Raw genomic sequence first — 24,345 nt, 5'->3', positions numbered from 1 at the left:
GACGGGTCGGGCTCCCGGTGCTCAGCCCGCGAGTGAAACAGGTGGCGCCTGCCCCTCCTTCGCCGCCAGCCCCGCGCGTTCCCGTCCTTCGGCCAGTTCGTCGAGGAGTTCGGCGATGCGTTCGGTGTGCTGGGGGGTGAGCCGTCCGGTGTCGTCGAGCTGCACGGCGCACGCGGTCGTGGTGTCGACGAGGCGTTCGAGGGTGGCCGCGACCTCGTCCGTTCCCTCGGCGTGCCGGGCCAGGGCGGGGAGTTCGGCGGCGGCGAGGTCGATCGAGGCGCGGGCCTCGGCGAGCGCGCGGTAGGCCTCGCGGCGCAGGGCCCAGCGGCCGGCCCGGTCGTCGGTCGTGCCGTCGTCCAGTACGTGGGCGAGGTACAGGTGCGCGGCCTCGGCGGCGCGGGTGAGCCGTGCCCGTACCCCTCCCCCGCGCTGCCCGAGCGCGGGCAGATGTCCGACGAGCAGCACGATCGCGCAGGCCAGCAGCGTCTCGCCGATCCGGCTCCAGGAGGCCTGTGGTTCCCCGCCCACCATGACGAGGGAGAGCACGAGCACGGTGACGACGGCGGTCTGCGCCGCGAAGTGCCGGGTGGCGACGGGGATCAGGGCGCCGCACAGCGCCACCAGGGCGACCAGCCCGGCGGGGCGCGGGAGCAGTGCCGCGAACCCGGCGAAGAGGACGGCTCCGAGCACGGTTCCCGCCGCCCGGCAGATCACGCGTGAGGCGAGCGGTCCGAGGTCGGGCTTGACCAGGAAGACGGCGGTCGCGGGGAGCCAGTACCAGTGGGAGTGGCTGCCGTACCAGTGGCCGTGGTGCAGGGCCTGCGCCACGGCCACGCTGGCCCCGAAGCAGAGGGCGACCCGGAGCCCGTACTCGCGTCCTCCGGAACCGAGGGCCGTGCGGGCGAGGGACGTGGCGGTACACCGCCGCGTGTGCAGCGCGTTGTCGTCGCCACCCCCGTCGAAGGCGTCGGCGGCGTGCAGGAGTGCGTCGTCGAGGGCGCGCAGGGCCGGTGCGGAACGGCTGGGCGCGGGCAGCGGCCCGGTGTGCGTACCGGTCCGTACGGCGAGGGCGAGCCGCCGCGGCCCTTCGGCGGCCCTTGCGGGCACCGCCTCGCCCGCCCAGGCGAGCGCGGTGGCGGCCTCGGCGAGCGGGAGCGCGGCGGCGTACTGCGCGTGCAGCCTCCGCTCCGCCGCGGAACTGGCGTACCGCCGCAGCCGGGGCCCGCCGAGCGCGTCCTGGGCATGGTCGAGCGCGGCGGTGAGGGCGACCCTGCGACCGGGCGCGTCCGGCCCTCCGACCGCTTCGAGCAGCGCGGCGACGGCGTCGTACACACCTCCGACGGCGTCCCGCTCCCCGTCGAAGCGGTAGTCGCCGGCGGTGGCCCCGGGTGTGGGCAGCGCGAGCCGCAGCACGAGCAGCCACCCGGCCCCGGCGACGAAGAAGAGCGCACGCTGCCAGCCGGGCTCGGGCAGCGGCATTCCGGCCCCGATGGCGGCGGCGACGAGCAGTTGCGTACCCGCTCCGCTCGCGACGGGCCCGACGGCGCTGACGGCTCCGGCGAGCAGTCCGAGCACGGTGAGAAGGAGGGTGAGCGTCACGGCGCCGACGTGCTGTCCGGCGTACGACCCCACGAGCAGCCCGCCGGCTCCGGCGAGCGCCGGCACGCCGAGCCGCCTGACCGCGGCCCTACGACTGCCCGGCCGGTCGTTGATCCCGGCGAGCATGGCGCCCAGAGAGGCGACGACACCGACGGACGTGCGCCCGCTCAGCACCGCCGCGAGCAGCAGCGGCCCGGCGGCCAGAGCGCCCCGCACGACCGCGCTCCAGGGCACGGGGCCGCGCTGTGCGCGCAGGGCATGGGCGAGCCAGGGCGGTACGGCGGCACTGAGGCGGGACACGGGACTCCTGTCGGGCGAGGGCGGGGGCGCCTTCGGGCGACATCGGCCGGGCGGTGTACTGCCTACGGTAGATCGCGTTGCCGGAGGAAATGGAACGTATGTATTTCCGGAAGGTGACGCATCGCGGGGATGCCGCGTTCTTTATGAACGCAACTGCCGGTCGGCCGGGGATGAAGGGGATGGAACGGAGCGGGTCCGAGGGCGTAGCCGGCCCCCGGACCCTTGTGATGCCACCCATGTCGCACGCCGGCACGCTTGAGAACCCAGGTCAGTCGTTATGTCGCCGCGTCCTGCCTTTGGACCACCACGCATCGAGCTGCGCGGACTGGACTTGAACCAGCATTTCGGCGTCCCGGGGCCTGGGCCCGGTTGATCCGGCGATCGGTGGCGAATGCTGAGTCTGGAGCAAGAGTCTGAGATTGATCACGGTCTACCTCTGCCGAGTTGGGCTACCGCGGCGCGTGGGCACTCCGTGGAGTGCCTGTGGTGCCGCGGGGAGGACTCGAACCTCCACTGGAACCGTGCATTCACGACAAGCTTCAGGTTCAGCTTGCGCTCCTCGCGCACCCCGGCCGTGGTGCGTTGTGGCCGGGGAGTTTCAGAGGCTACCCGAACAGGTAGCCGAACACGGAGTCCCCGACGCGCTGGTCGACGACGTCCACGCCGTTCGCCTCTTCCCGGGCGAACTTGACGGCCTGCTGCAACTTCTCGACCCGGTCGAGCAGTTCGTTCACGCGTCGCGCGGGCAGGGCGCCGGAGAACTTCACGGTCGTCCAGTACCCGACGGGGATGTCCTCGTAGTACACCTCGACCTGGGCGGGATGCTTCTCGGTGGCCTCGGCCTTGACGTGGTTGCGCGGCACCTTCTTGGTCCGCAGCGTCCTGACGGGTTCGGTCTTCCACGCGTCCGTCGACGGATCCTGCACCCACGACTCGGAGGCGTCGAGAACGGGCAGCTTCCGCACAAAGGTGTTGAGATCGGTGAGCTGCTTCTCGAGGAAGAGCAGATACGACACGGGCACGTCGGCGACGAGGACCCGCCCGTCCACCTTCACATCCGCCCGGGCCGTGCAGTTCGCCCAGTCCTTGGTGGCGGTCACGTCGAACAGCCGGGTGAGCGTCCCCGCGGTCTCCCGCAACACGTCCTCGGCCTGCACCTGCACCCGCGTCGACTCGGGCGGCAGCTGCTCGCCCTCCTCGTCCTTCGGCTGATAGGTCCGCGAGATGCCGGCCAGCAATGCGGGCTTCTGCAGCCCGTGATGAGCGGCCGTCAGGTCCTGATGGGACTTGGACTTGATGCCCTTCTCCACTGCGATGATCTGATTGAGTTTCGCCACGTCGGTGACGGTAGCAGTGGCGGCGGGGGCTTTTCGAAGGGTTATTCGACGCCGGACTCCCGGGCGATGCCTGGGCCCGCCGCATCCGAGTGCGCCAGTCCGGCAGTTCACTGCGTCAGCTCGCGTAGCTGGTCGGCCATGTACGTTATGTGCTGTATGTGGCCGTACTTGACCCACACCTCCGGGTTCCCAGCGCTTGCCAGCACAGTCGCGTCCGCCTGGTCCTGCAGCCATAGCTCACCGGCGCTGCGAGACATACGGAACTCAGGGTCACCGACGATGCGTTCGGCAAGCATCTGCATGCGGCTCTCTTCACCTGTTCCCCGCCGGGCACCCTTGCCGACGAGGAGGTGCTCGGCCGTGGTGTAGCGGGGTTTCTCGTAGACAAACGGCAGCCTAAGGGGCGGCTCGTCACCACTCCGGGGATGGACGACCGAGTAGTCGCCGAAGGTGACGTGCGTCCCGTGAGGCTCAAGGCGGTGCCGCACCGCTTGCCAGACTTCTCGTTCCGCGCGGAGCACCTCGGTCAGATCGTGATCTTTCAGCTGCTTCGAACCCCACGGGAAAGAACCGCCGAGCAAAGCCACGGTCCGCCATTCGGCCAGCGCGCCGAGTTCACTCCAGGATCGAAGGGCGTGAACCACCGCCTTGTCGACGCTGCCGACCTCGTACAGGTCCAGGAGCAGATCCAGTGGCAGGCCGTAACGACGCAGCCGGACAACCAGTCGTCTGCACTGCTCACGCAGTTCCCCTTCCGGTCGGGCGAAGAGCCGAACCCGCACCCCGAGGCCGTTGCCCCACTCCTGAGCGGCCTCAGCCGCGACAATCTGTTGCAGTGGATCACGCTCGGGTCCGGTAACCGGCCGCAGCTCGCAACCGAATTGCCCCGTACAGATCTCTTGCCACACATGCTCGACGACAAGGTCGAGGGAGTCCTCCGCATTGCGGGCGTCGACCCAACCCGGGTGGAGGCCGTGCTTGTCACCGATGTCCCCGGAGATCTTGCGAAGGTGCTGGGCCAGTTGGACCGGGTCATCCGGTTCAAGACCGCCGCCTCCGCCTTCAGCTACCTTCTTCCGCTTGATCCGCGGTGGAATCGTCCACAGCGGCTGCACCCGCTTCTTCTCGTGAAGATCCGCTCGCTGGAATCCGGCCAATGCCGCGCGTTTCGCGGGCAGTCCCGGAACGTACAAAGGTGTCGCCATACCCGCCCCCGGTGTCCGTTCCTGAACGAAACGGTGACACCGGGCGGACATGTTCGAAAGAGTGCCTATTCAGTCACTGATTCAACAGCCTTGGAGGCTCACTGATTCAGCGCGCCCAGAGGCTTGAGAAACCTGCTGGGTTCCCCGTTCCAACTGATCATCAGTGCGTCACGCGCCCGCGTCGCGGCGACGAAGAGGAGGGAGCGCGCCCGCTGGAGTTCGCGTCGGTGGCGCAGCGGATCGGTGCGTTCCCAGGCGTCCACAGAGGAGCGGGGGACCAGGCCTTCTGAGACTCCGGCGATGATCATGCAGCGGTACTCAAGTCCCTTGAACCGGTACATCGTTCCGATGTGAACGCCCTCGTCGCGCCTCGGACCGTCCCGGGTGATCTCTGTGGGAACGATGCCGCGCTGCTGGAGCCGCGCCGCGACCTCGGTGACCATCTCGTTCGTCGGTACGCAGATCGCGATGGCCTCGCGCGGGACGTCGTGCCAGGCACGCAACTGTTCAACGATCACTTCGAGTTCCTCGTCCCAACTCCCGGTGCGGTGCAGTGACGGGCGAAGGCCATGGAGTACCGAGCGGTACCCGTTGAGGTCGTCGGTGCCACCGTCGAGGTCGTCATATTCGGCTCCCTCCATCACCCTCATCGCGTCGCGGAGGATCTCCCAGGTGGTGCGGTAGCTCAGGGCCAGCCGGGCCGACCGGCCCCGGATGTTGATACCCAGGCTGCCGAGGGTGACCTGATTGTCGTAGATCCTCTGGTGGGTGTCGCCGACGAGGAAGATGTCGTTAGGCCCGGCGGGAACCATGGCACGCAGCATCTTCCAGTGAGCGGCGCTCAGATCCTGGGCCTCGTCGACGACGATGTGGCGGTAGCGGTAGCGCAGGAAGGCCCCGGATCCGGACTCGACGTGCACGTTGTCCAGGCCGCCGCGCTCGTCCTTCTGCTGCTGCCGGTTGTCGATCTTGACCTTGCGGTCGATCTCCAGCCGGGCAGCGCGCTCGGCCACCTGACGGTGGGTCTCCAGTCCCTTGAGATCCAGGCGCTGCGTGAACCGTTCGGCGAGCTGCCAGATCTCGGCCCGTTCGGCGCGGGTGATGCTGCGGCCACGGCCTGCTCTGCGGACACGGAAGTAGTCGGAGCGGGAGTGGACGGCTTGTCCAAGAATCACCTGGTTCCACTCGTCGCTGAGGAACTCCGCATCCCAGCGGTGCTCGCCCGCCTCCACGAGCAGCTGGCGCCATTCCCGCAGCGCCTGGGAGTCCTCGATGCGCCGCTTGGCGTTGCCCGGGTCGGCTTCCCGCACCACTCGGGTGGCGAGCTGGTCGACGTGCACGATGTCAACGCGCGCCAGGGTTTCCGGTCCGCCCAGCGAGAGCAGCCGTGCTCGCAGGTCGGCGGCGAGGTTCTTGTTGAAGGTGGTGAGCAGGACCGGCTTGGTGTGTCCGGGACCGAGCTGGTCCACCAGGTGCTTGACCCGGTGTAGGGCCACGATGGTCTTGCCGGTGCCAGGGCCTCCGCTGACCCGGGCCGGGCCGGAGTAGTTCCGGCGCACCAGCTTGTCCTGCGTGGGGTGCAGGAAGACCTTCCAGCGGCCGAAGTCGCGTTCCTCGATGATGCTCTGCAGCGACTCGTCGTCGGTGATGACGACGGCCTGCGAGCGTTGGACTGCCGACTGCCAGTCGTCGCCGTCGAACTCCTCCTCTTCCCGTTTGACCGCGACGGGCTCGGTGACCTGCTCCTTGACGTCCTCGTAGGAGAAGCCGTCCCGAAGCCTCAGCAGTACCTCACCGGTGTGTCGTGGCGCGTACTCGGCGAGTCCCAGGAGTTCGTCGTCGGTGGTGAGCTTGAGGACGATCGGGATGAGGGGCTCGGCAACACCCAGCTCGGCGAGCTGCTCGGCGCTGTACTCGGCGAACAGCGGCTTTTCGGGCTGCTGTTGGGGAGCGGGAGCGGGCTCCGGAGCCCGCCGCAGCACATCGTCCTCGACGACCTGGAGGTCGACGTAGTCGATGGCCCCGGTGATCTGGTTGATGCCGGACACCGGAAGGACAGAAGAATCGCTTGGCCATCTGGCCGCGCTCCGCCAGGTACCGCCTGTATGCACGGACCAGTTCTGCCTCACGTCGGTCGACGACGACCAGTCGCTTCGTCCGCTGATATGCGGTTCGGCGGGTGCGCAGTTCCTCCATGACCGCGATGCGGACTGGATCCTGGCTACGGCGACCGGGCTCCTGAACCGTTGTTGGGGTAGCGATGTTCCATTCCGTTCCCGGCGTGATCATGAAGTCCTCCAGGATCGATCGCGCCTTGTCTCCCCTCAGGACCATCTGACCGGGAAAATTGTGCAAGGGTTTGTATCCGGCGGCCGCATTCAGTTCCGCGTACGGGATGTCGGCCGACACCAGGTCCAAGAGGCTGTAGACGGTGTGCCAGCTCGGTCCATCGGATTGCGGCGGCCATAGTAGATCGGCGAACTCACGATTACGGAATATCGCTCCGACCTCTCCTATCGCACGCACCCGATTCCCACCCGTGAACAGGACCACATCGCCCGTGGTCACGTCGGCGAGCTTCCCGTCATGTGCAGGCGTCGCCCCCCAGAACCGGGCGCGTCCTTCCGGATGCAGGGCCTGAAGTTGTGCACGCTGGTCAACTGTGAGCAGACTGCCTTCGCTCGGGGCGGTGAAGTCCACCTGCCGATCGACCGTGTCCGCCCAGTGGCGTCGCGTCTCGTCACTGCCGTACGACGGGGAGATGAGCACCCGCACTAGTTAATCTCCGTTCGGTTTCAGATGTCCATAATCCGGCCCAGGCCCTTTGCCTCACAGAGTGTCTGAGCCGTCGTAAGTGCCTGGAACAGCTGAAGCGGGCCAGATTCAGTGGAAAGAGATGCAATGACGCCGTCGATGGTTCGCAAGTCCGCCCGTTCCAACAACCGCTTCTCGTTCGTCACCCACTCCCCACGCTGCGCCAACACCGCATGCCCGGCCTGCATGGCGGCTGTCGCCAAGGCTCCCGAGACCTCCGTAATGCGTCCGGCGGGCGCATGGTTGGCCTTCGCATACGCGAGGGTGGCGCAGGCGGCCTCGTACCAGCGCTCACGGGCGGAGTCGCGAAGCTTTATCGGGTAGGACACCGGGCGGGGCAGTTCCCCGCGCAAGACCTGGTTGACAGCAAGCTCGGCAACGACCAAGTAGCTGGGGATCCCCGCGAGATGAAAGAGGAGCGGCTCCACGTGGAAGCGTCCGTCTTCCGCCTCGGCCAACTCGTGTTCCACGACATCGAGATCGCGGTAGTGGACGTCAACGCTACGGTCGTCAATGGTCAGCCAGGCTCCACCGTTGAAGACTCCGCCACCCCAGCCGCCGATCTCGGACACCTCGCCCTGCCAGCCGACGGCGCCGAGGTCTTCGGGGTCGAAATCGCCCCGGTAGTAGATCGCCAAGTCCCAGTCACTGTCGGGACCATGGATACCTTGCGCGCGCGAGCCACCGAGGGCTACGGCCCGGACGCCGGGGAGGGCGGCCAGACGGCCGGTGACGTGGTCGAGGAATTTCTCGTCGTCGATGTGCGGCGGCCGGGTCGGTGTGGGCATGAGGTGAGGATGCGGTCGAGTGACGGGGCTGTCGAGCCAATATCCGGCGGGAGGGTGAACCGTCCCCCCTCGCGGTGTCAGGGCCTTCGGCTGGGGTCGAGTCGGGGGTAAATGGCATGCGGCCGCCGTCCGTCCGCCCACATCATGGGACGGTTGCCCGCCCAGCCGAGGATTCCCGGAGTTCCCGTGCCCGCTCGCGTCACCGTCCCCAGCCTCTTCCCGCCTCCCGGCTACGCTCACGCGTCGGTCGTCGAGGCGGGTACGCGGCTCGCCTTCCTCGCCGGGGCCGTGCCGCTGGATGCGGCGGGGAAGATCGTCGGCGTGGGGGATCCCGTACGGCAGGCCGAGCAGGTGCTCGCCAATCTCGGCGAACAACTCCGCTCGGTGGGCAGTGACTTCGCGCACGTGGTGGCGACCGATGTGTATGTCGTCAGCGATGAGCCGAGAGTGCTGTCCGACGTGTGGGCTGTCGTCGAGGCGTCCGGGCTCAGTACGGGACCCCACTCGTCGACGCTGCTCGGGGTGGCCTGCCTCGGGTACACGGGGCAGTTGGTGGAGATCACGGCGACGGCGGTCGTGCCCGGGTCCGCATCGGAGCCGGAGGCCGAGGCCGACGGTCGTCGTCGAGGGTGAGGACGCCGTCCCCTTCCTCCGGGAGTGCGCCGTCGTTTCCGCTCAGCCCCAGCCGGCGCCCCACGCCCGCCGCTTCGGCAGCGGTCGCGCATAGCTGCCCACCCGGCTCGTCGTGAGGCCCAGGGAGACCAGGGACTCCGCGAGTTTGACCGCGGCGGCGACGCCGTCGACGACCGGGAGGTCCACCTTCTCCCCGACCGCCCGTTGCAGGCCGGTCATGCCGGCACAGCCGAGGACGAGGACCTCGGCGCCGGCCTCCCGGGCCCGCTCCGCCGCGGTCACGAAGGCCTCCTCGGTGCGCTGGGCGTCGCCGAGGTCGAGGACGCCGAGGCCGGTGCCGACGACCGCGGCGCAGTTCTGGGCGACTCCGGCGGCGTACAGGCTGTCCTCGATCTGGCCGCGTGAGCGCTCCAGGGTGGTGACGACTCCGTAGCGGCGGCCGAGCAGGCAGGCGAGGTGGGCGGCGGCCTCGGTGATGTCGACGACGGGCACGTCGAGGAGTTCACGCGCGCCCTCGCGTCCGTGTTCGCCGAAGCCCGCCATGACCACGGCGTCGCAGGGGCCCTCGTACGTGCGCAGGGTGTCGAGGACGGCCGCGGCGGAGAGGTAGCTGTCGAGCCAGCCCTCGGCGGACTCGGGTCCCCAGGCGGGGGTGAGGCCGGTCACGGTGGTGCCCGGGCCTGCGGCGGCCCGGGCACCTCGCGCGATCTCCTCGGTCATCTCCTGCGTGGTGTTGCAGTTGGTGACGACGATGTGCACGCCGCTCAGACCTCCACGGGCTCGGGGACGGCTGTCTCGTCGGCGGCGCGCTCGCCGCGGCAGAGGGTCATGTACAGGCCCGCGGCCAGCGCGGTTCCGATGAACCAGGAGTACGGGGCCACGTCGCTGAACGCCTTCACCAGGGCCAGTACCGCGGCGACCGCCGCCGAGGGCAGGAACGCCCACAGGGCCTTGGGGTTGACGCCCTTGCGGTAGTAGTACGGCGATCCGGGCCGGGCGTCGAAGAGCCGGTCGACGTCGATCCTGCCGCGCTTCACCCAGTAGTAGTCGATCATGATGACGCCGAACAGCGGGCCCAGGAAGGCGCCGAGGCCGCCGAGGAAGTAGTTGACGACCGTGGGGTTGGAGAAGAGGTTCCAGGGGGTCACGACCAGTGCGGCGACCGTGCTGATCATGCCGCCGACCTTGAAGGTGATCTTCTGCGGCCAGACGTTCGCCAGGTCGTACGCCGGGGAGACGAAGTTGGCTACGATGTTGACGCCCATGGTGGCGATGGCGAAGGTCAGGGCGCCGAGGACCAGGACCCAGGTGTTGCCGACCTTGGCGACCAGCAGCGCGGGGTCGGTGATGGCCTCGCCGAACGCCTCGATGGAACCGGCCGTGACGATGACGGACACGATGACGAAGGCCGTGGAGTTGATCGGCAGGCCCCAGAAGTTGCCGCGCCTGACCGTCTTGTAGCTGGGGGCGAAGCGCGAGAAGTCGCAGAAGTTGAGCATCAGCGTGCCGTAGGTCGCGAGGATCAGCCCGACCGCGCCGAACCACTGCCGCCACTGCTCACCCACCGAGACCGGGTGCGGGGTCGAGGTGAGCGAGATGCTCCAGCCGGCCTTGGCGAGGACCCAGACGGCCAGCGCGATCATGACGAGCCAGATGGCCGGGCCGCAGAAGTCCTGGAACTTGCGGACCGACTCCATGCCCTGGCTGATGATCATCGCCTGGATCAGCCAGAGCGAGACGAACGACGTCCAGCCGAGCGCGTCCAGGCCGAGGAAGGAGTGGTGGGTCCACGACTCCAGGCCGGGCCAGGCGGCGAGCAGCATGACGTTGACGGCGACGGAGGCCAGGTAGGTCTGGATCCCGTACCACATGATGGCGATGACGGCCCTGATCAGCGCCGGGATGTTGGCACCCCAGACACCGAAGCTGATGCGGCTGACGACGGGGAACGGCACGCCGGTGCGCTGGCCGATGCGGCCCATCAGGTTCATGCCGGCGTAGATGATCACGAAGCCGACAAGCAGTGAGGTGAAGATCTGCCAGACGTTCATGCCGAGGACCAGCAGGCCCGCGGCGAAGGTGTAGTTGCCGAGGTTGTGGACGTCGGACATCCACATGGCGAAGAGGTCGAAGACCTTCCAGTTGCGCTTCTCCGCTGGTGCGAGGTCTTCGTTGGTGAGCCTGGGATCGGGGACGAACGCTGGGGTGCCGGTGGCTTCGGCACGGTCGGCGAGGGACACGGGGCCTCCATGGGCGAGGGGACGGAGGACAGCGGTTCGCATGGGGGGCGGCGGCTGTGGCGCGTACGGGACGGCCCTGCGGGGCGTGTTTGGTATACCAAACTGCCGTCATGGTCTCGCCGTCAAGCGTTCTGACCGATGTCCGAGCGGTTACGGCTCCGTAAAACACCCCCGGAGTCGGCGAAGATGGCCCCATGACGAAGATCGAACCCCTGGGCGCGGAACGGGAACCCCTGGGCGCGGTCCGCGAACGCGTCCTGGCCGCACTGCGGCAGGAGATCATCGCGGGGCGGCTGCGCCCCGGGGGCCGTCTCGTCGAGCGCGAGCTGGCGGAGCGGTTCGGGGTCTCACGGGTTCCCGTGCGCGAGGCGATCCGCGCGCTCGTGGCGGAGGGGTTCGTGCACTTCGAGACACCGCGCCGCACGGTCGTACGCCGGCTCACCCCGACGGACGTGGCCGAACTCTTCGAGCTGCGCGAGGCATTGGAGGTCTACGCGGCCGGGCTCGCGGCGGCACGGGCGACACCGCGGGACCTGGCCGAGCTTGCGGACCTGCTGGACCGTGCGGCGACGGCGACGCGCACCGGCGACGCGGAGGCGATCACCGACATCAACACCCGCTTCCACGACCGCATCCTCGCCATGGCGGGCAACAGCCTGCTGATCTCCGTCATGGAGCCGGTCGACGGCCGACTTCGCTGGCTCACCCGTCAGAACGAGGAGTGGCCCCAACTCCTCACCGAACACCACGAGTTGTACGAGTCCATCGCCTCCGGCGACCCGGAGCGCGCCCGCGCGCACGCCCTCACCCACGTCCAGGCCAACTACCGGTCGACGGTGCGGCACCTCTTCGGCGATGCAGAGGCTCCCCGCGCTTGAAGTCGCCTAGCGCAGGGCGTACTTGTCCGTCGCCGCCACCAACGCGTCCACCACACCCCTCGCCCCCATGGTGTGCCCCACGTCGTCCACGACGATCAACTCGCTGTCGGGCCAGCCGTGGTGGAGCCGCCACACCGTGCCCAGCAGGTTCCCCAAGTCCAGACTGCCCTGGACGAGCGTGCCGGGGATGCCCTTCAGCAGGGGCGCGTCGCGGATCACGACGCCTTCGTCGTTGCCTTCCCCGAAGAAGAGGTCGTTGCCGAAGTAGTGGGTGACGGTCCGCGCGAAAGCCATGCGGAACTCCGGGTCCTCATAGCGCTCCTCCGACCGCGGCGGCGCGGGAACGATCGCCGTCTCCCAGTCGGTCCAGGCCCGCGCCGCCCGCGCCCGCACCTCGGGGTCGGGCGATTCGAGCAGCCGGCTGTACGCGGCGGCGAGGTTCCCCTCCCGCTCCCCCTCGGGCAGTTCGGCGAGGAACCGCTCGAAGGCCTCGGGGAAGAACCGCCCAAGTCCCCGCGTCAGCAGGGCCACTTCGGCGTTCGCGCCGGTGCCCACCGCGGTCAGCACCAGTTCGGAGACGACGTCCGGATGCGTCTGCGCATACCGCAGCCCCAGCATCGACCCCCACGACACGCCCCACACCAGCCACCGCCGGATGCCCAAGTGCCGTCGCAGCAGTTCCAGGTCGCCGATCACATGCGGCGTCGTGTTGACGGCCATGTCCGTCCCGTACGCGGCGGCGTGCGGGGTGGAGCGTCCGCAGCCGCGCTGGTCGAGCAGCACGATCCGGTACTCGGCGGGGTCGAAGTAGCGCCGGAACCAAGGACCGCAGCCGGACCCCGGGCCGCCGTGCAGCATGACGGCGGGTTTGCCGTCGGGGTTCCCGCAGACCTCCCAGTACACGTGGTTGCCGTCGCCGACGTCGAGCATGCCGTGGTCGTAAGGTTCGATCTCCGGATACAGGCCCATCGGGCGAGGTTAACCGTCGTAGGGTCGCGTCGTCAGCCCCGCCGTCCCGGCCGCCGTGCGCAGCACGGCCCGCAGCATGGCGGGCGTCAGCCGTCCGGTGAACGTGTTCCGCTGGCTGACGTGGAAGCACCCGAAGAGCTCGACGGATCCCGTCGCCGGACCGTCCTGCGCCCCGAGGGAAACCCTCGCCCCGTGCGCGAACACCGGCCTGGGCCGGGGCACCGTCCATCCCGCCGCGGCGAAGGCGGGCAGCGCGGCCTGCCAGCCGAAGGCTCCCAGCACGACCACCGCCCGGAGCGTGGGCCGCAGCAGCTCCAACTCCCGTACGAGCCAGGGGCGGCAGGTGTCCCGTTCGCCGAGTGTCGGCTTGTTGGCGGGCGGCGCGCAGTGCACGGGCGAGGTGACGCGTACGCCGTACAGCTCCAGTCCGTCGTCCGCGCTCACCGAGGTCCCCCGCGAGGCGAGCCCCACGTCGTGCAGCGCCGCGTAGAGCACGTCCCCGGAGCGGTCCCCCGTGAACATCCGTCCGGTCCGGTTCCCGCCGTGGGCAGCGGGTGCGAGCCCGACGATGAGCAGCGAGGCGTCGGCCGGTCCGTAGCCGGGGACCGGGCGGCCCCAGTACGTCTGGCCGGCGAAGGCGGCGCGCCTGGTGCGGGCGACCTCCTCGCGCCACGCGACCAGCCGCGGACACGCCCGGCACCCGGCGATCCGAGCGTCCAGATCAGTCAGCGCGTCCAGATCACCCAGATCACCCAGTGCGTCCAGACCGCCCAGACCGCCCAGACCGCCGACGATGCCGGGATCGCTGCTGCCTGCCGGGCTGCTGTCCATGCCCCCACCGTACGACCGGGTACCGCTCCTCCCCCGCCCTGCCCCCGGTGGGTCAGTCGGTGGGCTGTTCGGCGGAGCGCAGCCCGGCGGTCCACTTCTCCTCGATCCGGCCGAACTTCCACACCGCCATGGCGACGATCCAGGTCACGCAGAACAGTCCGACGATGACGAAGCCGAGGACGTTCAGGTCCAGGCCCGCGACCCAGTCCCAGAAGACGCCGTGCAGAGCGAGTTTCTCCGCGAGCAGCCCCAGCAGCTCCACGGTGCCGATGATCAGGGCGACGGCGACGGACAGGCCCGTGATGGTGAGGTTGTAGAAGACCTTGCGGACCGGCTTGGAGAACGCCCAGCCGTAGGCGAAGTTCATGAAGGACCCGTCGATGGTGTCCAGCAGCGACATGCCCGCGGCGAACAGCACCGGCAGGCACAGGATCGCGTACCAGGGCAGGCCGGAGGCGGCGCCGGAACCGGCGAGGACCAGCAGGGCGATCTCCGTGGCGGTGTCGAAACCGAGGCCGAAGAGCATGCCGAGCGGGTACATCTGCCACGGCTTGCTGATCGACTTCATCAGCCGGCCCAGGAGGCGGTTCATCAGCCCGCGGTTGTCGAGCTGCTCCTCCAGTGCCGCCTCGTCGAAGTGCCCGGTGCGCATCCGGCGGAACACCTTCCAGATCCCGACGAGGATGAGGAGGTTGATCCCGGCGATGAGATAGAGGAAGACACCGGAGACGGTCGTACCGATCATGCCGGTGACGCTGTGCAGCTGGGAGTTGTCGTCCCGGACGGGTCCGGCCAGCGCCTTGACGCCCAGGGACAGCAGGAGGGCCAGCGCGAAGACGATGCTGGAGTGCCCGAGCGAGAACCAGAAGCCGACGGAGAGCGGGCGCTCGCCCTCGCCCATCAGCTTGCGGGTGGTGTTGTCGATGGCGGCGATGTGGTCGGCGTCGAAGGCGTGCCGCATACCGAGGGTGTAGGCGGTGACGCCGATCCCGATGCCGAAGCTCTTGGTGCCGATGCTGTAGTGCTCCGGCGCCACGATCACCACCAGGATGAACCATCCGATGACGTGCAGCGCGAGGACGAAGGCCGCCATGCCGCCGAGCCGGGCCCACTCCCTGCGGGTCATCGAGGTACGGATCCGCTGCAGGCGCGAGGCCGCCGAGGCGGCGGGCTGCGGGGAGGCGGGAGCGGGGACGGTGACCATACGTGCTGTCCTTACTGCCTGTGGCGCTTCCTGCTGCGCTTCCTACTGCGGGCTTCCTGCTGTCAGCGCAAGCGCCGAAGCCACTCTCTGGCACAGCAGTCGCAGCTGCAACAAACTCGCAGTAAAGCCATCGGGACATGCCGGGCCTGGACTCTTCTAGAGTCGAGGCATGGCTTCTGAGGGTGCGGACGTCGAGCGGAACGACGCGAAGGTCGACGAGAAGGTCGACGCGAAGGTCGACAAGGAGAAGGCGGTGGCCGCCGCCGAGGCCGCCCGTCCCGCGGGCGGCGAGAGCGTGCGGGTCGACAGCTGGATCTGGTCCGTACGTCTGGTCAAGACCCGCTCGGCGGGTGCGACCGCGTGCCGGGGCGGACATGTCCGGGTGAACGGGGAGCGCGTCAAGCCCGCGTACGCCCTGCGGGTCGGCGACGAGGTGCGCCTGCGGCAGGGGATCCGGGAACGGGTCGTCGTCGTGAAGCGGGTGATCCGCAAGCGGGTCGGCGCGCCCGTCGCCGTCGAGTGCTACGTCGACAACAGCCCGCCGCCCCCGCCGCGCGAGGCGGTCGCCCCGGCCGGTGTCCGCGACCGCGGAGCGGGCCGCCCGACCAAGCGCGACCGCCGCGAGATGGAACGCCTCCGGGGCCTCGGCGGCCCCGACTCGCCCTGACCCGAGGGTGTCGCCGTACGCCGTCGGGGGCTCCCGTGGTCACTGGGGAGCCCCCGACGTCGTACGGCCGTCGTACGCCGTCACCAGGTCATACCCGTCGCCGCACCCACCGGACCAGCTCGGTGGTGTGGCCCCTCCTGGCCCACGCGATCAGCGCGAGCGGCAGGATCAGGATGAGCGGGGTCGCCACGTACGGCCCGTGGATGACGGTGACGTTCACGACGAAGGCGCCCACCATCAGCGCGCTGAGCGCCACCGCCGCCACCGAGGACAGCAGCGGGACCAGCAGGGCGAGGCCTCCGGCGAGTTCGAGCGCGCCGATGAGGTACATCCCCGTGCTGCCCCAGCCGAGCTTGTCGAACGCCTCGGCGGCCGACGGGTGCGCGATCAGCTTGGGCAGCGCGCTCGCGAGCCCGTAGAAGAGACCGAGCACGATCTGCAGCGCGCCCAGGGAGATCCGGGCACCACGGCGGGTCTTCAGCGAAGAGGAGCTGGTGGTGGAGGTGGGGGCGAGCGGGGTGACGGGGACGGTGGTCTCGGACATGAGGGTCTCCTGTGCGAAGCGGTACGCGTTGCTGTCGCAGGGGTAGACCGGGGGCACGTCCGGAACTCATCGCCGTGGACCGGACAACGGGCTACAGCGCGAACCAGCCGTGCCCGACGTACCAGTGCCCGCCCCCGCGCAGATGGTCCCCCACCGCGCGCTCCACCGTGTTCCGGCGCGGCAGCGCGCGCGTGGGCAGCTCCGGATCGCCGAAGACGAAGCCGACCGGCACCCCGTCGTCCGGGGTCGTCTCCTGGTACGCGATCCGGAAGCGTTCCTGGAAGCGGATGATGTTCGAGTCCGCCGGGAGATACCGCCCGAGCTGTGGATCGAGCAGCCAGGAGTGGCACACGGCGACTTCAAGGCGCTCGTGGGGATAGTGCCTGGCGAAGAACTCCCGTGCCAGCGCGAGCGACCGCTCGCAGGCGGCGGGGGACAGCGGCCCGTGGAAGTCGGGTATGTGCAGGCTCAGACACGCGTCACCGGGGCCGGCGTCGAGGCCCGCCGCCGCGACGGCCCGCCCGGTGCGCCGGCCGAGCCGCGACCGCTGGAACTGCAGCCTGCCCAGCTGGAACAGCTCACCGTGGAAATGCAGGGCGATCCACCAGGGGAACAGCAGCCCCGGCGTCCCGAGCCGTCTGTGGTGCACGGACACATGCCGGCCGAGGTCGGCCAGGGTGCGCCGGGACACGTCGTCGGGGATGCCGCGCCCGCGGTGGTAGGCCCGGACGTACGGGAGCGCCGCGACGAAGACGTACAGGTGGAAGCAGCGCCCGAGCGGTCCCGCCGACTCGGGGAACGCGGGCGGCTCCCACCCCTTCCCGATCTCCCCCATGTCCCGTACGAAGCGGCCGACGCACCGGGCGAGGAGCGTCATCGCCTCCGGGTCGGCCACCAGCCGGCCGCGCAGCGCGACGAGTTCGTTGATGTGCTCGTGGGCCACGGTCAGGTCGAGCAGGAGGTCCGGCAGCTCGTCCGCGTCCGGGAGCACCGCCTCCAGCCGGGGAGCGCCCTCGCTCTCCAGGTCCCTCAGCCACTCGGCGAGCCTCGCGTCCGCCCGCAGCGCCTCCAGCAGCACCCGCGCCTCCCGTCGGTCCGGCCGCCGCCCGCTCTCCGCGGCCCCTTGGTCAACGTGCACGACGAAGAGTACGTTTCCAGTAGGAGCGATGGTCACGGATCAGCGTCACGGAGTAGTGATCCGTATGCGTACAGGCAGTGAACCGACGACGGCGCGCAGCGCCCTGCGTATGCGCTTCTGGCTGAGTGTCTGGGGCCTGGTCTGGACGATCTTCGGTACGGCCGCGTTCGCGCTGGTCGGACGCCCCGGCTGGGCGGCCGCGTGCGGGGTGCTGTGGCTGATCGTCACCGTCGACATGACCATGATCCTGCGCCATATCCATCAGGGGCCGCACTACCAGCCGGGCCGCGACGTCCCGCCGTACCGGCCTCCGGAACACCGTCACCCGTAGCGGACCGGCGACGGCCACGACGAGCCACGACTCGCGACTCACGACTCACGACTTACGACTTACGACTCACGAGTCGAAGCGCGCCGCTTCCAGGTACTGGGGCTTCGGGTCGAGCGCCGCCGCCAGCCGGAAGTGCCGCTTCGCCTGGTCGGGACGGAGCTGGCGCTCATAGGTGCGGGCGAGCGCGAAATGCGCGAACGCGTTGTCCGGTTCGCGCTCCAGGACGATGGTGAACTCCAGCTCGGCGGGCCGCAGTTGCGCGGCGGCGAAGAAGGCACGCGCGCGCAGCAGTCGGGCGGCGGTGTTCTCCGGGTGCGCGGCGATCACTGGGTCGAGCAGCTTCACCGCGCCCCGCGGGTCCCGCGCGGCGAGCAGTTGCTCGGCGGCACGGAAGTCGATGACATGCGTCTCCGGAGTACGTCCGGTCGATCCGCTGGTCTCGGGCACGGCAGAGTCCTTCCCTCGCTGAACGGGTTCAACGCCCCCGTCGAGGGCGGCTATTCCTTGCGGGCGTATGCCCGGCGGACGAGATCGGCCCAAACCTCCCGTACGCGCCCCTCGAGCTCTTCCAGGGGGACGTCGTTGTCGATGACGACGTCCGCGATCCCCAGCCGCTTCTCGCGGGTGGCCTGGGCGGCCATGCGGGCGCGGGCGTCCTCCTCGGCCATGCCGCGCAGCCGCACGAGGCGGTCGAGCTGGGTCTCGGGGCTGGCGTCGACGACGACCACGAGGTCGTACAGCGGTCCGAGGGCGTTCTCGGCGAGCAGCGGGACGTCGTGGATCACGACGGCGTCCTCGGCCGCGGCGCTCTCCAGCTCGCGGGAGCGGGCGCCCACCAGGGGGTGCACGATCGAGTTCAGGACGGCGAGTTTCTCGGGGTCGGTGAAGACGATCGAGCCCAGCTTGGGGCGGTCCAGACCGCCGTCGGGTGCGAGCACGTCCGGCCCGAACGCGTCGACGACGGCCGCGAGCCCGGGAGTTCCGGGCGCGACGACCTCCCGCGCGATCAGGTCCGCGTCGATCAGCACCGCGCCGAGCCGCACGAGCAGCCTCGACACCTCGCTCTTGCCGGCGCCGATACCACCGGTCAGACCAACCTTCAGCATGACCGAGAGCTTAGGGCCTGCCGGTGACGAGCCCCCCACGACCCCTAAAAGGGCCTGTACGTAAGCACGAAGAGCCTGCGTGCGTCCCCGGCCCGAGCGTCGGCCCCCGCCCTACGCGTCACCCCCGCCCCTACGCGTCACCCTCGCGCTCCGCCAGGAAGCGCTCGAACTCCAACCCGATCTCGTCCGCCGACGGGATGTCCACCGGCTCCGCGAGCATGTTGCCCCGCGTCTCGGCGCCCGCGGCGGCGTCGTACTGGTGCTCGAGACCCTGGACCAGGGCCACGAGCTCCTCGTCGCCCTCCTGGATCTGCCGGTCGATCTCCGTCTGGGTGCGGTGCGCCTCGGTGCGCAGGGAGTGCGCGATGGCGGGGAGCACCAGGCCCGTGGCGCCCGTGATGCCCTCCAGGACGGTCAGCGCCGCGTCCGGGTACGGGGAGCGGGCGATGTAGTGCGGGACGTGCGCGGCGACGCCCAGCACGTCGTGTCCGGCCTCCATGAGGCGGTACTCGACGAGGGACTCGGCGCTGCCGGGGACCTGCGCCTCGTCGAAGGGGCTGCGGTGGCCCGGCACCAGGTCGGTGCGGTTGCCGTGCGGGGTGAGACCCACAGGGCGGGTGTGCGGGACGCCCATGGGGATGCCGTGGAAGTTCACGGACAGCCGGACGCCGAGCCGCTCCACGATCTGCTGGACGGCGGCCGCGAAGCGCTCCCACTCGACGTCCGGCTCGGGTCCGGACAGCAGCAGGAAGGGCGCGCCCGTGGCGTCCTGGACGAGCCGCACCTCGAGCGTGGGCTCCTCGTAGTCGGTCCAGCGGTCGCGCTTGAACGTCAGCAGCGGGCGGCGCGCCCGGTAGTCCACGAGCCGGTCGTGGTCGAAACGGGCCACGACCTGGTGGGGCAGCGATTCGAGGAGACGGTCGACGATCTGGTCGCCCGTTTCGCCCGCGTCGATGTATCCGTCGAAGTGGTAGAGCATGACCAGACCGGCCGACTCCTGGGCGAGTGCCATGTCCACCACGGCCAGGCCCTTCGGCTCCCATGCGTACAAACCCTGCGGATCAAGCACTGTGACCGCTCCTCCTCGTGTTCGTACTTCACAACGTGGCGAGGATCGCGAGCATTCCCCGGACCGCTCTTTTCAGGACTCGGTTCGCCTCCGGGGCGCACCAGTGCGCCCCTTCGGCTCACCCGCCGGGTTCGTCACCCCAAATGCCTACGCCGACAGCACGCGTGTGTGCAGCGCGGTGACCGCCTTGCGGGCGGAGGTGAACGCGCCGTGCTGCCAGGCGTCGGTGTAGCTGAGCCAGTCGCCCGCGAAGTAGACGCGCCCCGTGGGCTCGTTCAGCGGTTTGTAGCGGACGTCGTCGGGGCCGCCGGGGGTGTTGTGCCAGGCGGCCTCCAGATGCGGTGTCTGGCGCCAGTGGTGCGAGAAGGAGGACGCGAGTTCGGTGCGGTATTTCTCACCGTAGATCTTCACCCCGGCCGCCACGGCGCGCTTCTCGCGCTCCTTGGGGGTGAGTGCGGCGTACGAGTCGGCGTCGCCGCCGTAGTTGTAGTAGCCGATCATCACGCCGCGCGCGCCGTGGAAGCCGTACGAGGGGTGCCAGATGTGCGTGACGTCCTGGTCGGTCTCGGTGATACCGCCGTAGATGTGGTGATCGAGCTCCCACCAGCGGGAACGGTATTCGAGACCGATCTTCGCCGCCGACGAGGGAGTGATCGCCTCCAGGGCGCTCTGCACCCCGGAGCCGAGGTTGTGCGGGATCTTGGCGAGGATGTTGGGCGGGAGGGCGCCGACGCAGAAGTCGGCGTCGATCACCTTCGTACGGCCTGACTGGGTGTAGGTGACCGAAACGCCGTTCCCCTTGTCGGTGATTTTGGAGACCACGGCCCCTGTACGGATGCGGTGGGCGCCTATCGCCTTGGTGAGCGCGCGCGGTATCTGATCCATGCCGCCCACCGGCTGGAACATCAGCATCGCCTGGTCGAAGCCGAACTCGAAGGAGAAGTAGCGGCCGACACCGGACGCGAGGACGTCGGAGGCAGACGGAACGTCACCGAGGAGCGCTCCGGGGGTGCCCGCTGCGGCCGGGACGGTCGTGTATCCGCGGCGCTCTCCGCCCTCGTACGTCAGCTTGTCGCCCAGCTCCCCCCAGTCCTTGAGGAACTCGACGAGCTTCTCCTGGTCGGTGGCGGTCATCTCCTTGTCCAGGGCTCCCTTGTCGGTGGCCTTGGCGAGCAACTCGGAGACATAGCCGTACACATCGGCCTTCGCGGTGCGGTACCGCACGGGCTTCTTCATCCCGGTGGACTCGTTGAAGAGGTACGCGTCCGCGTTGACGTTGGTGAACACCTCGATGGGGACACCGAGTTCGCGGCAGTAGTCGAGGGTGACCATCCACTGGGGGATGCGGGCGGGGCCGCAGTTCATGTACTGGCCGTCGCTGAAGCGGGCCGTCTGCGTGTTGCCGAGGAGGTCGGTGGTGGTGTCGCCGCCGCGGACCGTGAAGTTGCGGCCGCCGGTGCGGCCTCTGGCCTCCAGGACCGTACAGTCGTAGCCCGCTTTGCCGAGTTCGTACGCGGAGGCCAGGCCGGCGATGCCGCCGCCGACGACGACCACCTTGGCGGCGCCGCGACCGGTGAGGGTGAAGTCTCCCGGCTGCGGGGCGCGGAAGGGCTGTTCGCGCTGGGCGGCCTCGGCCGTCGGCGCGAGGCCGAGGGCACCCATGGTGGCGAGCATGGTGCCCGCGCCACCCGTGAGACCCACGTTGCGCAGGAAGGAACGCCGGCTCGTGCCAGGACCGCTCTGAGGTTGTGCCATGACGGGGGGCTCCCCTTTCGATCTTGAACGACCGGGGAAGCCTCCCAACGAAGAGTTACGGCCCGTCAGTTACTCGTGTATCCTGCACGTTTCTGCAACCGCACATGTGCGGCCCGCTGGACGGCCGGGGGACGAGCGGGGAGCAAACGCACTGCGGGCCCGCACCCCGAAGGGTGCGGGCCCGCAGTCACGTGCTACTGGCTAGCGGTGAGCTTTCAGCTCTGGCCGCCGGCGAGCTTCTCGCGGAGGGCAGCCAGGGCCTCGTCCGACGCCAGGGCGCCGGAGGTGTCGTCCGACTCCGAGGAGTACGAACCGCCACCGGAGGCGGCCGGAGCCGCACCCGTGGACGTGGCGCCCTCGGCCTCGGCCTGAGCGTCGGCCTCGCGGGACTTGATGACCTGAGCCTGGTGCTGCTCGAAGCGCGACTGCGCCTCGGCGTACTGGTGCTCCCACGCCTCGCGCTGGGTCTCGTAGCCCTCGAGCCAGTCGTTGGTCTCGGGGTCGAAGCCCTCGGGGTAGATGTAGTTGCCCTGGTCGTCGTAGGACGCGGCCATGCCGTACAGGGTCGGGTCGAACTCGACCGAGGCCGGGTCGGCACCGAAGGACTCGTTGGCCTGCTTCAGCGAGAGGCTGATGCGGCGGCGCTCGAGGTCGATGTCGATGACCTTGACGAAGATCTCGTCGTTGACCTGGACGACCTGCTCCGGGATCTCCACGTGGCGCTCGGCCAGCTCGGAGATGTGGACCAGGCCCTCGATGCCCTCGTCCACGCGGACGAACGCACCGAACGGAACGAGCTTCGTGACCTTACCCGGGACGACCTGACCGATCTGGTGCGTACGGGCGAACTGCTGCCACGGGTCTTCCTGCGTCGCCTTGAGCGACAGGGAGACGCGCTCGCGGTCCATGTCGACGTCGAGGACCTCGACGGTGACTTCCTGGCCGACCTCGACAACCTCGGAGGGGTGGTCGATGTGCTTCCAGGAGAGCTCGGAGACGTGCACGAGACCGTCGACGCCACCCAGGTCCACGAACGCACCGAAGTTGACGATCGAGGAGACGACGCCGGAGCGGACCTGACCCTTCTGCAGGGTGGTGAGGAACGTCTGGCGAACCTCGGACTGGGTCTGCTCCAGCCAGGCACGGCGGGACAGGACCACGTTGTTGCGGTTCTTGTCCAGCTCGATGATCTTGGCCTCGAGCTCCTTGCCCACGTAGGGCTGGAGGTCGCGGACACGGCGCATCTCGACGAGAGAAGCCGGCAGGAAGCCACGGAGGCCGATGTCGAGGATGAGACCACCCTTGACGACCTCGATGACGGTACCGGTGACGATGCCGTCCTCTTCCTTGATCTTCTCGATGGTGCCCCAGGCGCGCTCGTACTGGGCGCGCTTCTTCGAGAGGATCAGGCGGCCTTCCTTGTCCTCCTTCTGGAGAACAAGGGCTTCGATCTCGTCACCGACGGCGACGACCTCGTTCGGGTCGACGTCGTGCTTGATCGAGAGCTCGCGGCTCGGGATGACACCTTCGGTCTTGTAACCGATGTCGAGCAGGACCTCGTCCCGGTCGACCTTCACGATGACGCCGTCGACGATGTCGCCGTCGTTGAAGTACTTGATCGTCTCGTCGATCGCGGCGAGGAAGGCTTCCTCGTTACCGATGTCGTTGACCGCAACCTGCGGAGTGGTGGCGGTGGTCTCGGTGCTGCTCGTCATGTGGGAAAGGGCTCCGGTACGGACAGTGAGTCGTAGGTACTGCTTACGCCGGGAGCCCGTTTCGCCCTGTAGAAGCCGGACAGCCAAGGAAGCGCCAACCCGGTCGCCCGGTGGCGCCTCGAAAACCGAGGGGACATACATACAGATGCGAGCGCAGCCTGCTACGTCTGAGGAGCGCAGGCCCGCAGCGCAACTTGTAGCATACGGGGGCAGCCGGGCAGGGTCAATGCGCGAAGGCGCACACCCGGGGCGGATCGCCGCATACCCGGCACAAAACCTGTCTCACGAGGCCACGCAGGCCGTAGAAAGCCCCTGCCGTGACACGCCCGAGACCGGTTGGACGAGCCCGCAGACTAATACGAGGGAGCCGATCATCCAAGAGCCCCACATCCAAGAACCGGAACACTCCGAGGTCCGGGAGCCCGAACCCGCCGAGCCGGAGGCGACCCGGCGCGACGCGGGCGTCACGGAGAGCTCCCGCGCCAATCGCGGCTGGTGGGACCGGAACGCGGACGACTACCAGACAGAACACGGCACGTTCCTCGGGGACGACCGTTTCGTATGGGGCCCCGAGGGCCTCGACGAGGTGGAGGCCGAGCTGCTCGGCCCTCCGGAGGACCTCAAGGGCAAGGACATCCTGGAGATCGGTGCCGGCGCGGCCCAGTGCTCGCGCTGGCTGGCCGCCCAGGGGGCTCGTCCGGTCGCCCTGGACCTCTCCCACCGCCAGCTTCAGCACGCGCTGCGCATAGGCGGCCGGGTGCCCCTCGTGGAGGCCGACGCGGGTGCGCTGCCCTTCGCGGACGGCTCCTTCGACCTCGCGTGCTCGGCGTACGGCGCGTTGCCGTTCGTCGCCGACCCGGTGCGTGTCCTGAAGGAGGTCCACCGGGTGCTGCGCCCCGGCGGCCGCTTCGTCTTCTCCGTGACACACCCGATCCGCTGGGCCTTCCCGGACGAGCCCGGTCCCGAGGGTCTGTCCGTCTCGTCCTCCTACTTCGACCGCACTCCCTACGTCGAGCAGGACGAGGAGGGCCGCGCGGTGTACGTCGAGCACCACAGGACGGTCGGCGACCGGGTGCGGGACGTGGTGGCCGGGGGCTTCCGGCTGATCGACCTGGTCGAGCCGCAGTGGCCCGCCTGGAACACCCAGGAGTGGGGCGGCTGGTCCCCGCTGCGCGGGAACCTGATCCCCGGTACGGCGATCTTCGTGTGCGTACGAGACTGA

The 24,345-nt window shown here is 69.3% G+C and carries 22 protein-coding genes; 5 read left to right on the top strand and 17 right to left on the bottom strand.

The window, feature by feature from the left end; genetic code table 11:
* Window positions 1-21: 21 nt before the first annotated feature.
* From ABZ656_RS20320 to ABZ656_RS20300, 5 genes are all read right to left on the bottom strand, one after another.
* Complete coding sequence (locus tag ABZ656_RS20320) at window positions 22-1,899, bottom strand: FUSC family protein (protein ID WP_360269605.1); 1,878 nt, start codon at window positions 1,897-1,899, stop codon at window positions 22-24.
* Between the two features lie 605 nt (window positions 1,900-2,504).
* A complete protein-coding gene (locus tag ABZ656_RS20315; protein ID WP_054235966.1) occupies window positions 2,505-3,236 on the bottom strand; it encodes a hypothetical protein in 732 nt (243 codons plus the stop codon).
* Window positions 3,237-3,343: 107 nt separating this feature from the next.
* On the bottom strand, window positions 3,344-4,441 hold the full coding sequence (locus tag ABZ656_RS20310) for a hypothetical protein (protein ID WP_360269603.1): 1,098 nt from the start codon (window positions 4,439-4,441) through the stop codon (window positions 3,344-3,346).
* Window positions 4,442-4,539: 98 nt separating this feature from the next.
* Window positions 4,540-6,489, bottom strand: coding sequence for a UvrD-helicase domain-containing protein (locus ABZ656_RS20305; protein ID WP_360269601.1), 1,950 nt, complete (start codon window positions 6,487-6,489; stop codon window positions 4,540-4,542).
* Window positions 6,490-7,236: 747 nt separating this feature from the next.
* The gene (locus ABZ656_RS20300; protein ID WP_101405748.1) at window positions 7,237-8,043 is read right to left on the bottom strand and encodes a nucleotidyltransferase domain-containing protein; all 807 of its coding nucleotides are present in this window, start codon (window positions 8,041-8,043) and stop codon (window positions 7,237-7,239) included.
* A 186-nt stretch (window positions 8,044-8,229) separates the two neighbouring features.
* On the opposite strand from ABZ656_RS20300, the gene ABZ656_RS20295 reads away from it, so the two are divergent.
* Window positions 8,230-8,676, top strand: a complete 447-nt coding sequence (locus ABZ656_RS20295) for a RidA family protein (protein ID WP_360269599.1) — start codon at window positions 8,230-8,232, stop codon at window positions 8,674-8,676.
* A 42-nt stretch (window positions 8,677-8,718) separates the two neighbouring features.
* Here the strand turns inward: ABZ656_RS20295 and ABZ656_RS20290 are convergent, their stop codons facing one another.
* Both ABZ656_RS20290 and ABZ656_RS20285 read right to left on the bottom strand, forming a co-directional pair.
* Complete coding sequence (locus tag ABZ656_RS20290; protein WP_360269597.1) at window positions 8,719-9,435, bottom strand: aspartate/glutamate racemase family protein; 717 nt, start codon at window positions 9,433-9,435, stop codon at window positions 8,719-8,721.
* Window positions 9,436-9,440: 5 nt separating this feature from the next.
* Window positions 9,441-10,916 carry an NCS1 family nucleobase:cation symporter-1 gene (locus tag ABZ656_RS20285; RefSeq protein WP_360269595.1) on the bottom strand — a complete coding sequence of 492 codons (1,476 nt, stop codon included), beginning with the start codon at window positions 10,914-10,916 and terminating at the stop codon, window positions 9,441-9,443.
* A 194-nt stretch (window positions 10,917-11,110) separates the two neighbouring features.
* Between ABZ656_RS20285 and ABZ656_RS20280 the strand changes: the two genes are divergently transcribed.
* Complete coding sequence (locus ABZ656_RS20280; RefSeq protein ID WP_360269593.1) at window positions 11,111-11,794, top strand: GntR family transcriptional regulator; 684 nt, start codon at window positions 11,111-11,113, stop codon at window positions 11,792-11,794.
* Window positions 11,795-11,800: 6 nt separating this feature from the next.
* Here ABZ656_RS20280 and pip read toward each other — a convergent pair whose 3' ends face one another.
* From pip to ABZ656_RS20265, 3 genes are read right to left on the bottom strand one after another with little or no spacing between them, the layout of a single operon-like run.
* Window positions 11,801-12,763 (bottom strand): prolyl aminopeptidase, encoded by a 963-nt coding sequence (gene pip / locus ABZ656_RS20275; protein WP_360269591.1) that lies wholly within the window; start codon window positions 12,761-12,763, stop codon window positions 11,801-11,803.
* Between the two features lie 9 nt (window positions 12,764-12,772).
* Window positions 12,773-13,594 (bottom strand): uracil-DNA glycosylase, encoded by an 822-nt coding sequence (locus ABZ656_RS20270; RefSeq protein WP_101405742.1) that lies wholly within the window; start codon window positions 13,592-13,594, stop codon window positions 12,773-12,775.
* A 52-nt stretch (window positions 13,595-13,646) separates the two neighbouring features.
* Window positions 13,647-14,798 carry a HoxN/HupN/NixA family nickel/cobalt transporter gene (locus ABZ656_RS20265; RefSeq protein ID WP_360269589.1) on the bottom strand — a complete coding sequence of 384 codons (1,152 nt, stop codon included), beginning with the start codon at window positions 14,796-14,798 and terminating at the stop codon, window positions 13,647-13,649.
* A gap of 169 nt (window positions 14,799-14,967) precedes the next feature.
* On the opposite strand from ABZ656_RS20265, the gene ABZ656_RS20260 reads away from it, so the two are divergent.
* A complete protein-coding gene (locus tag ABZ656_RS20260; RefSeq protein WP_101405741.1) occupies window positions 14,968-15,465 on the top strand; it encodes a S4 domain-containing protein in 498 nt (165 codons plus the stop codon).
* Between the two features lie 88 nt (window positions 15,466-15,553).
* Here the strand turns inward: ABZ656_RS20260 and ABZ656_RS20255 are convergent, their stop codons facing one another.
* Both ABZ656_RS20255 and ABZ656_RS20250 read right to left on the bottom strand, forming a co-directional pair.
* Complete coding sequence (locus ABZ656_RS20255; RefSeq protein WP_360269587.1) at window positions 15,554-16,009, bottom strand: DoxX family protein; 456 nt, start codon at window positions 16,007-16,009, stop codon at window positions 15,554-15,556.
* 91 nt (window positions 16,010-16,100) lie between these two features.
* Entirely contained in the window at window positions 16,101-17,087 is a 987-nt protein-coding gene (locus tag ABZ656_RS20250; protein ID WP_101405740.1) for an acyltransferase domain-containing protein, read from the bottom strand.
* Window positions 17,088-17,211: 124 nt separating this feature from the next.
* On the opposite strand from ABZ656_RS20250, the gene ABZ656_RS20245 reads away from it, so the two are divergent.
* A complete protein-coding gene (locus ABZ656_RS20245) occupies window positions 17,212-17,478 on the top strand; it encodes a DUF6343 family protein (protein ID WP_180362564.1) in 267 nt (88 codons plus the stop codon).
* A gap of 66 nt (window positions 17,479-17,544) precedes the next feature.
* Here the strand turns inward: ABZ656_RS20245 and ABZ656_RS20240 are convergent, their stop codons facing one another.
* The 5 genes from ABZ656_RS20240 to rpsA form a co-directional block, all read right to left on the bottom strand.
* Window positions 17,545-17,925 carry a tetratricopeptide repeat protein gene (locus ABZ656_RS20240; protein WP_054235974.1) on the bottom strand — a complete coding sequence of 127 codons (381 nt, stop codon included), beginning with the start codon at window positions 17,923-17,925 and terminating at the stop codon, window positions 17,545-17,547.
* A 50-nt stretch (window positions 17,926-17,975) separates the two neighbouring features.
* Window positions 17,976-18,584 (bottom strand): dephospho-CoA kinase, encoded by a 609-nt coding sequence (coaE, locus tag ABZ656_RS20235; protein WP_101405738.1) that lies wholly within the window; start codon window positions 18,582-18,584, stop codon window positions 17,976-17,978.
* A gap of 130 nt (window positions 18,585-18,714) precedes the next feature.
* The gene (locus ABZ656_RS20230) at window positions 18,715-19,653 is read right to left on the bottom strand and encodes a PAC2 family protein (RefSeq protein ID WP_101405737.1); all 939 of its coding nucleotides are present in this window, start codon (window positions 19,651-19,653) and stop codon (window positions 18,715-18,717) included.
* Window positions 19,654-19,800: 147 nt separating this feature from the next.
* The gene (locus ABZ656_RS20225) at window positions 19,801-21,327 is read right to left on the bottom strand and encodes an FAD-dependent oxidoreductase (RefSeq protein WP_360269619.1); all 1,527 of its coding nucleotides are present in this window, start codon (window positions 21,325-21,327) and stop codon (window positions 19,801-19,803) included.
* 296 nt (window positions 21,328-21,623) lie between these two features.
* Window positions 21,624-23,123 carry a 30S ribosomal protein S1 gene (gene rpsA / locus ABZ656_RS20220; RefSeq protein ID WP_075026303.1) on the bottom strand — a complete coding sequence of 500 codons (1,500 nt, stop codon included), beginning with the start codon at window positions 23,121-23,123 and terminating at the stop codon, window positions 21,624-21,626.
* A 226-nt stretch (window positions 23,124-23,349) separates the two neighbouring features.
* Here rpsA and ABZ656_RS20215 point away from each other — a divergent pair, with 226 nt between their 5' ends.
* Window positions 23,350-24,345, top strand: coding sequence for a class I SAM-dependent methyltransferase (locus tag ABZ656_RS20215; RefSeq protein WP_360269584.1), 996 nt, complete (start codon window positions 23,350-23,352; stop codon window positions 24,343-24,345).

This window comes from Streptomyces sp. NPDC007095 (genome assembly GCF_040634475.1).
GTDB lineage: Bacteria > Actinomycetota > Actinomycetes > Streptomycetales > Streptomycetaceae > Streptomyces.
Note: the sequence above shows the minus strand (reverse complement) of the source record. Positions and strands in the feature narration are given on the sequence as shown.

Excerpts from the sequence above, each read along its gene's own strand:
- ABZ656_RS20310 (WP_360269603.1), bottom strand. The coding sequence starts at position 4,441 with ATGGCGACACCTTTGTACGTTCCGGGACTGCCCGCGAAACGCGCGGCA.
- ABZ656_RS20300 (WP_101405748.1), bottom strand. The coding sequence starts at position 8,043 with ATGCCCACACCGACCCGGCCGCCGCACATCGACGACGAGAAATTCCTC.
- ABZ656_RS20280 (WP_360269593.1), top strand. The coding sequence starts at position 11,111 with ATGACGAAGATCGAACCCCTGGGCGCGGAACGGGAACCCCTGGGCGCG.
- pip (WP_360269591.1), bottom strand. The coding sequence starts at position 12,763 with ATGGGCCTGTATCCGGAGATCGAACCTTACGACCACGGCATGCTCGAC.
- ABZ656_RS20270 (WP_101405742.1), bottom strand. The coding sequence starts at position 13,594 with ATGGACAGCAGCCCGGCAGGCAGCAGCGATCCCGGCATCGTCGGCGGT.
- ABZ656_RS20265 (WP_360269589.1), bottom strand. The coding sequence starts at position 14,798 with ATGGTCACCGTCCCCGCTCCCGCCTCCCCGCAGCCCGCCGCCTCGGCG.
- ABZ656_RS20260 (WP_101405741.1), top strand. The coding sequence starts at position 14,968 with ATGGCTTCTGAGGGTGCGGACGTCGAGCGGAACGACGCGAAGGTCGAC.
- ABZ656_RS20255 (WP_360269587.1), bottom strand. The coding sequence starts at position 16,009 with ATGTCCGAGACCACCGTCCCCGTCACCCCGCTCGCCCCCACCTCCACC.
- ABZ656_RS20245 (WP_180362564.1), top strand. The coding sequence starts at position 17,212 with ATGCGTACAGGCAGTGAACCGACGACGGCGCGCAGCGCCCTGCGTATG.
- coaE (WP_101405738.1), bottom strand. The coding sequence starts at position 18,584 with ATGCTGAAGGTTGGTCTGACCGGTGGTATCGGCGCCGGCAAGAGCGAG.
- ABZ656_RS20225 (WP_360269619.1), bottom strand. The coding sequence starts at position 21,327 with ATGCTCGCCACCATGGGTGCCCTCGGCCTCGCGCCGACGGCCGAGGCC.
- rpsA (WP_075026303.1), bottom strand. The coding sequence starts at position 23,123 with ATGACGAGCAGCACCGAGACCACCGCCACCACTCCGCAGGTTGCGGTC.
- ABZ656_RS20215 (WP_360269584.1), top strand. The coding sequence starts at position 23,350 with ATGCGCGAAGGCGCACACCCGGGGCGGATCGCCGCATACCCGGCACAA.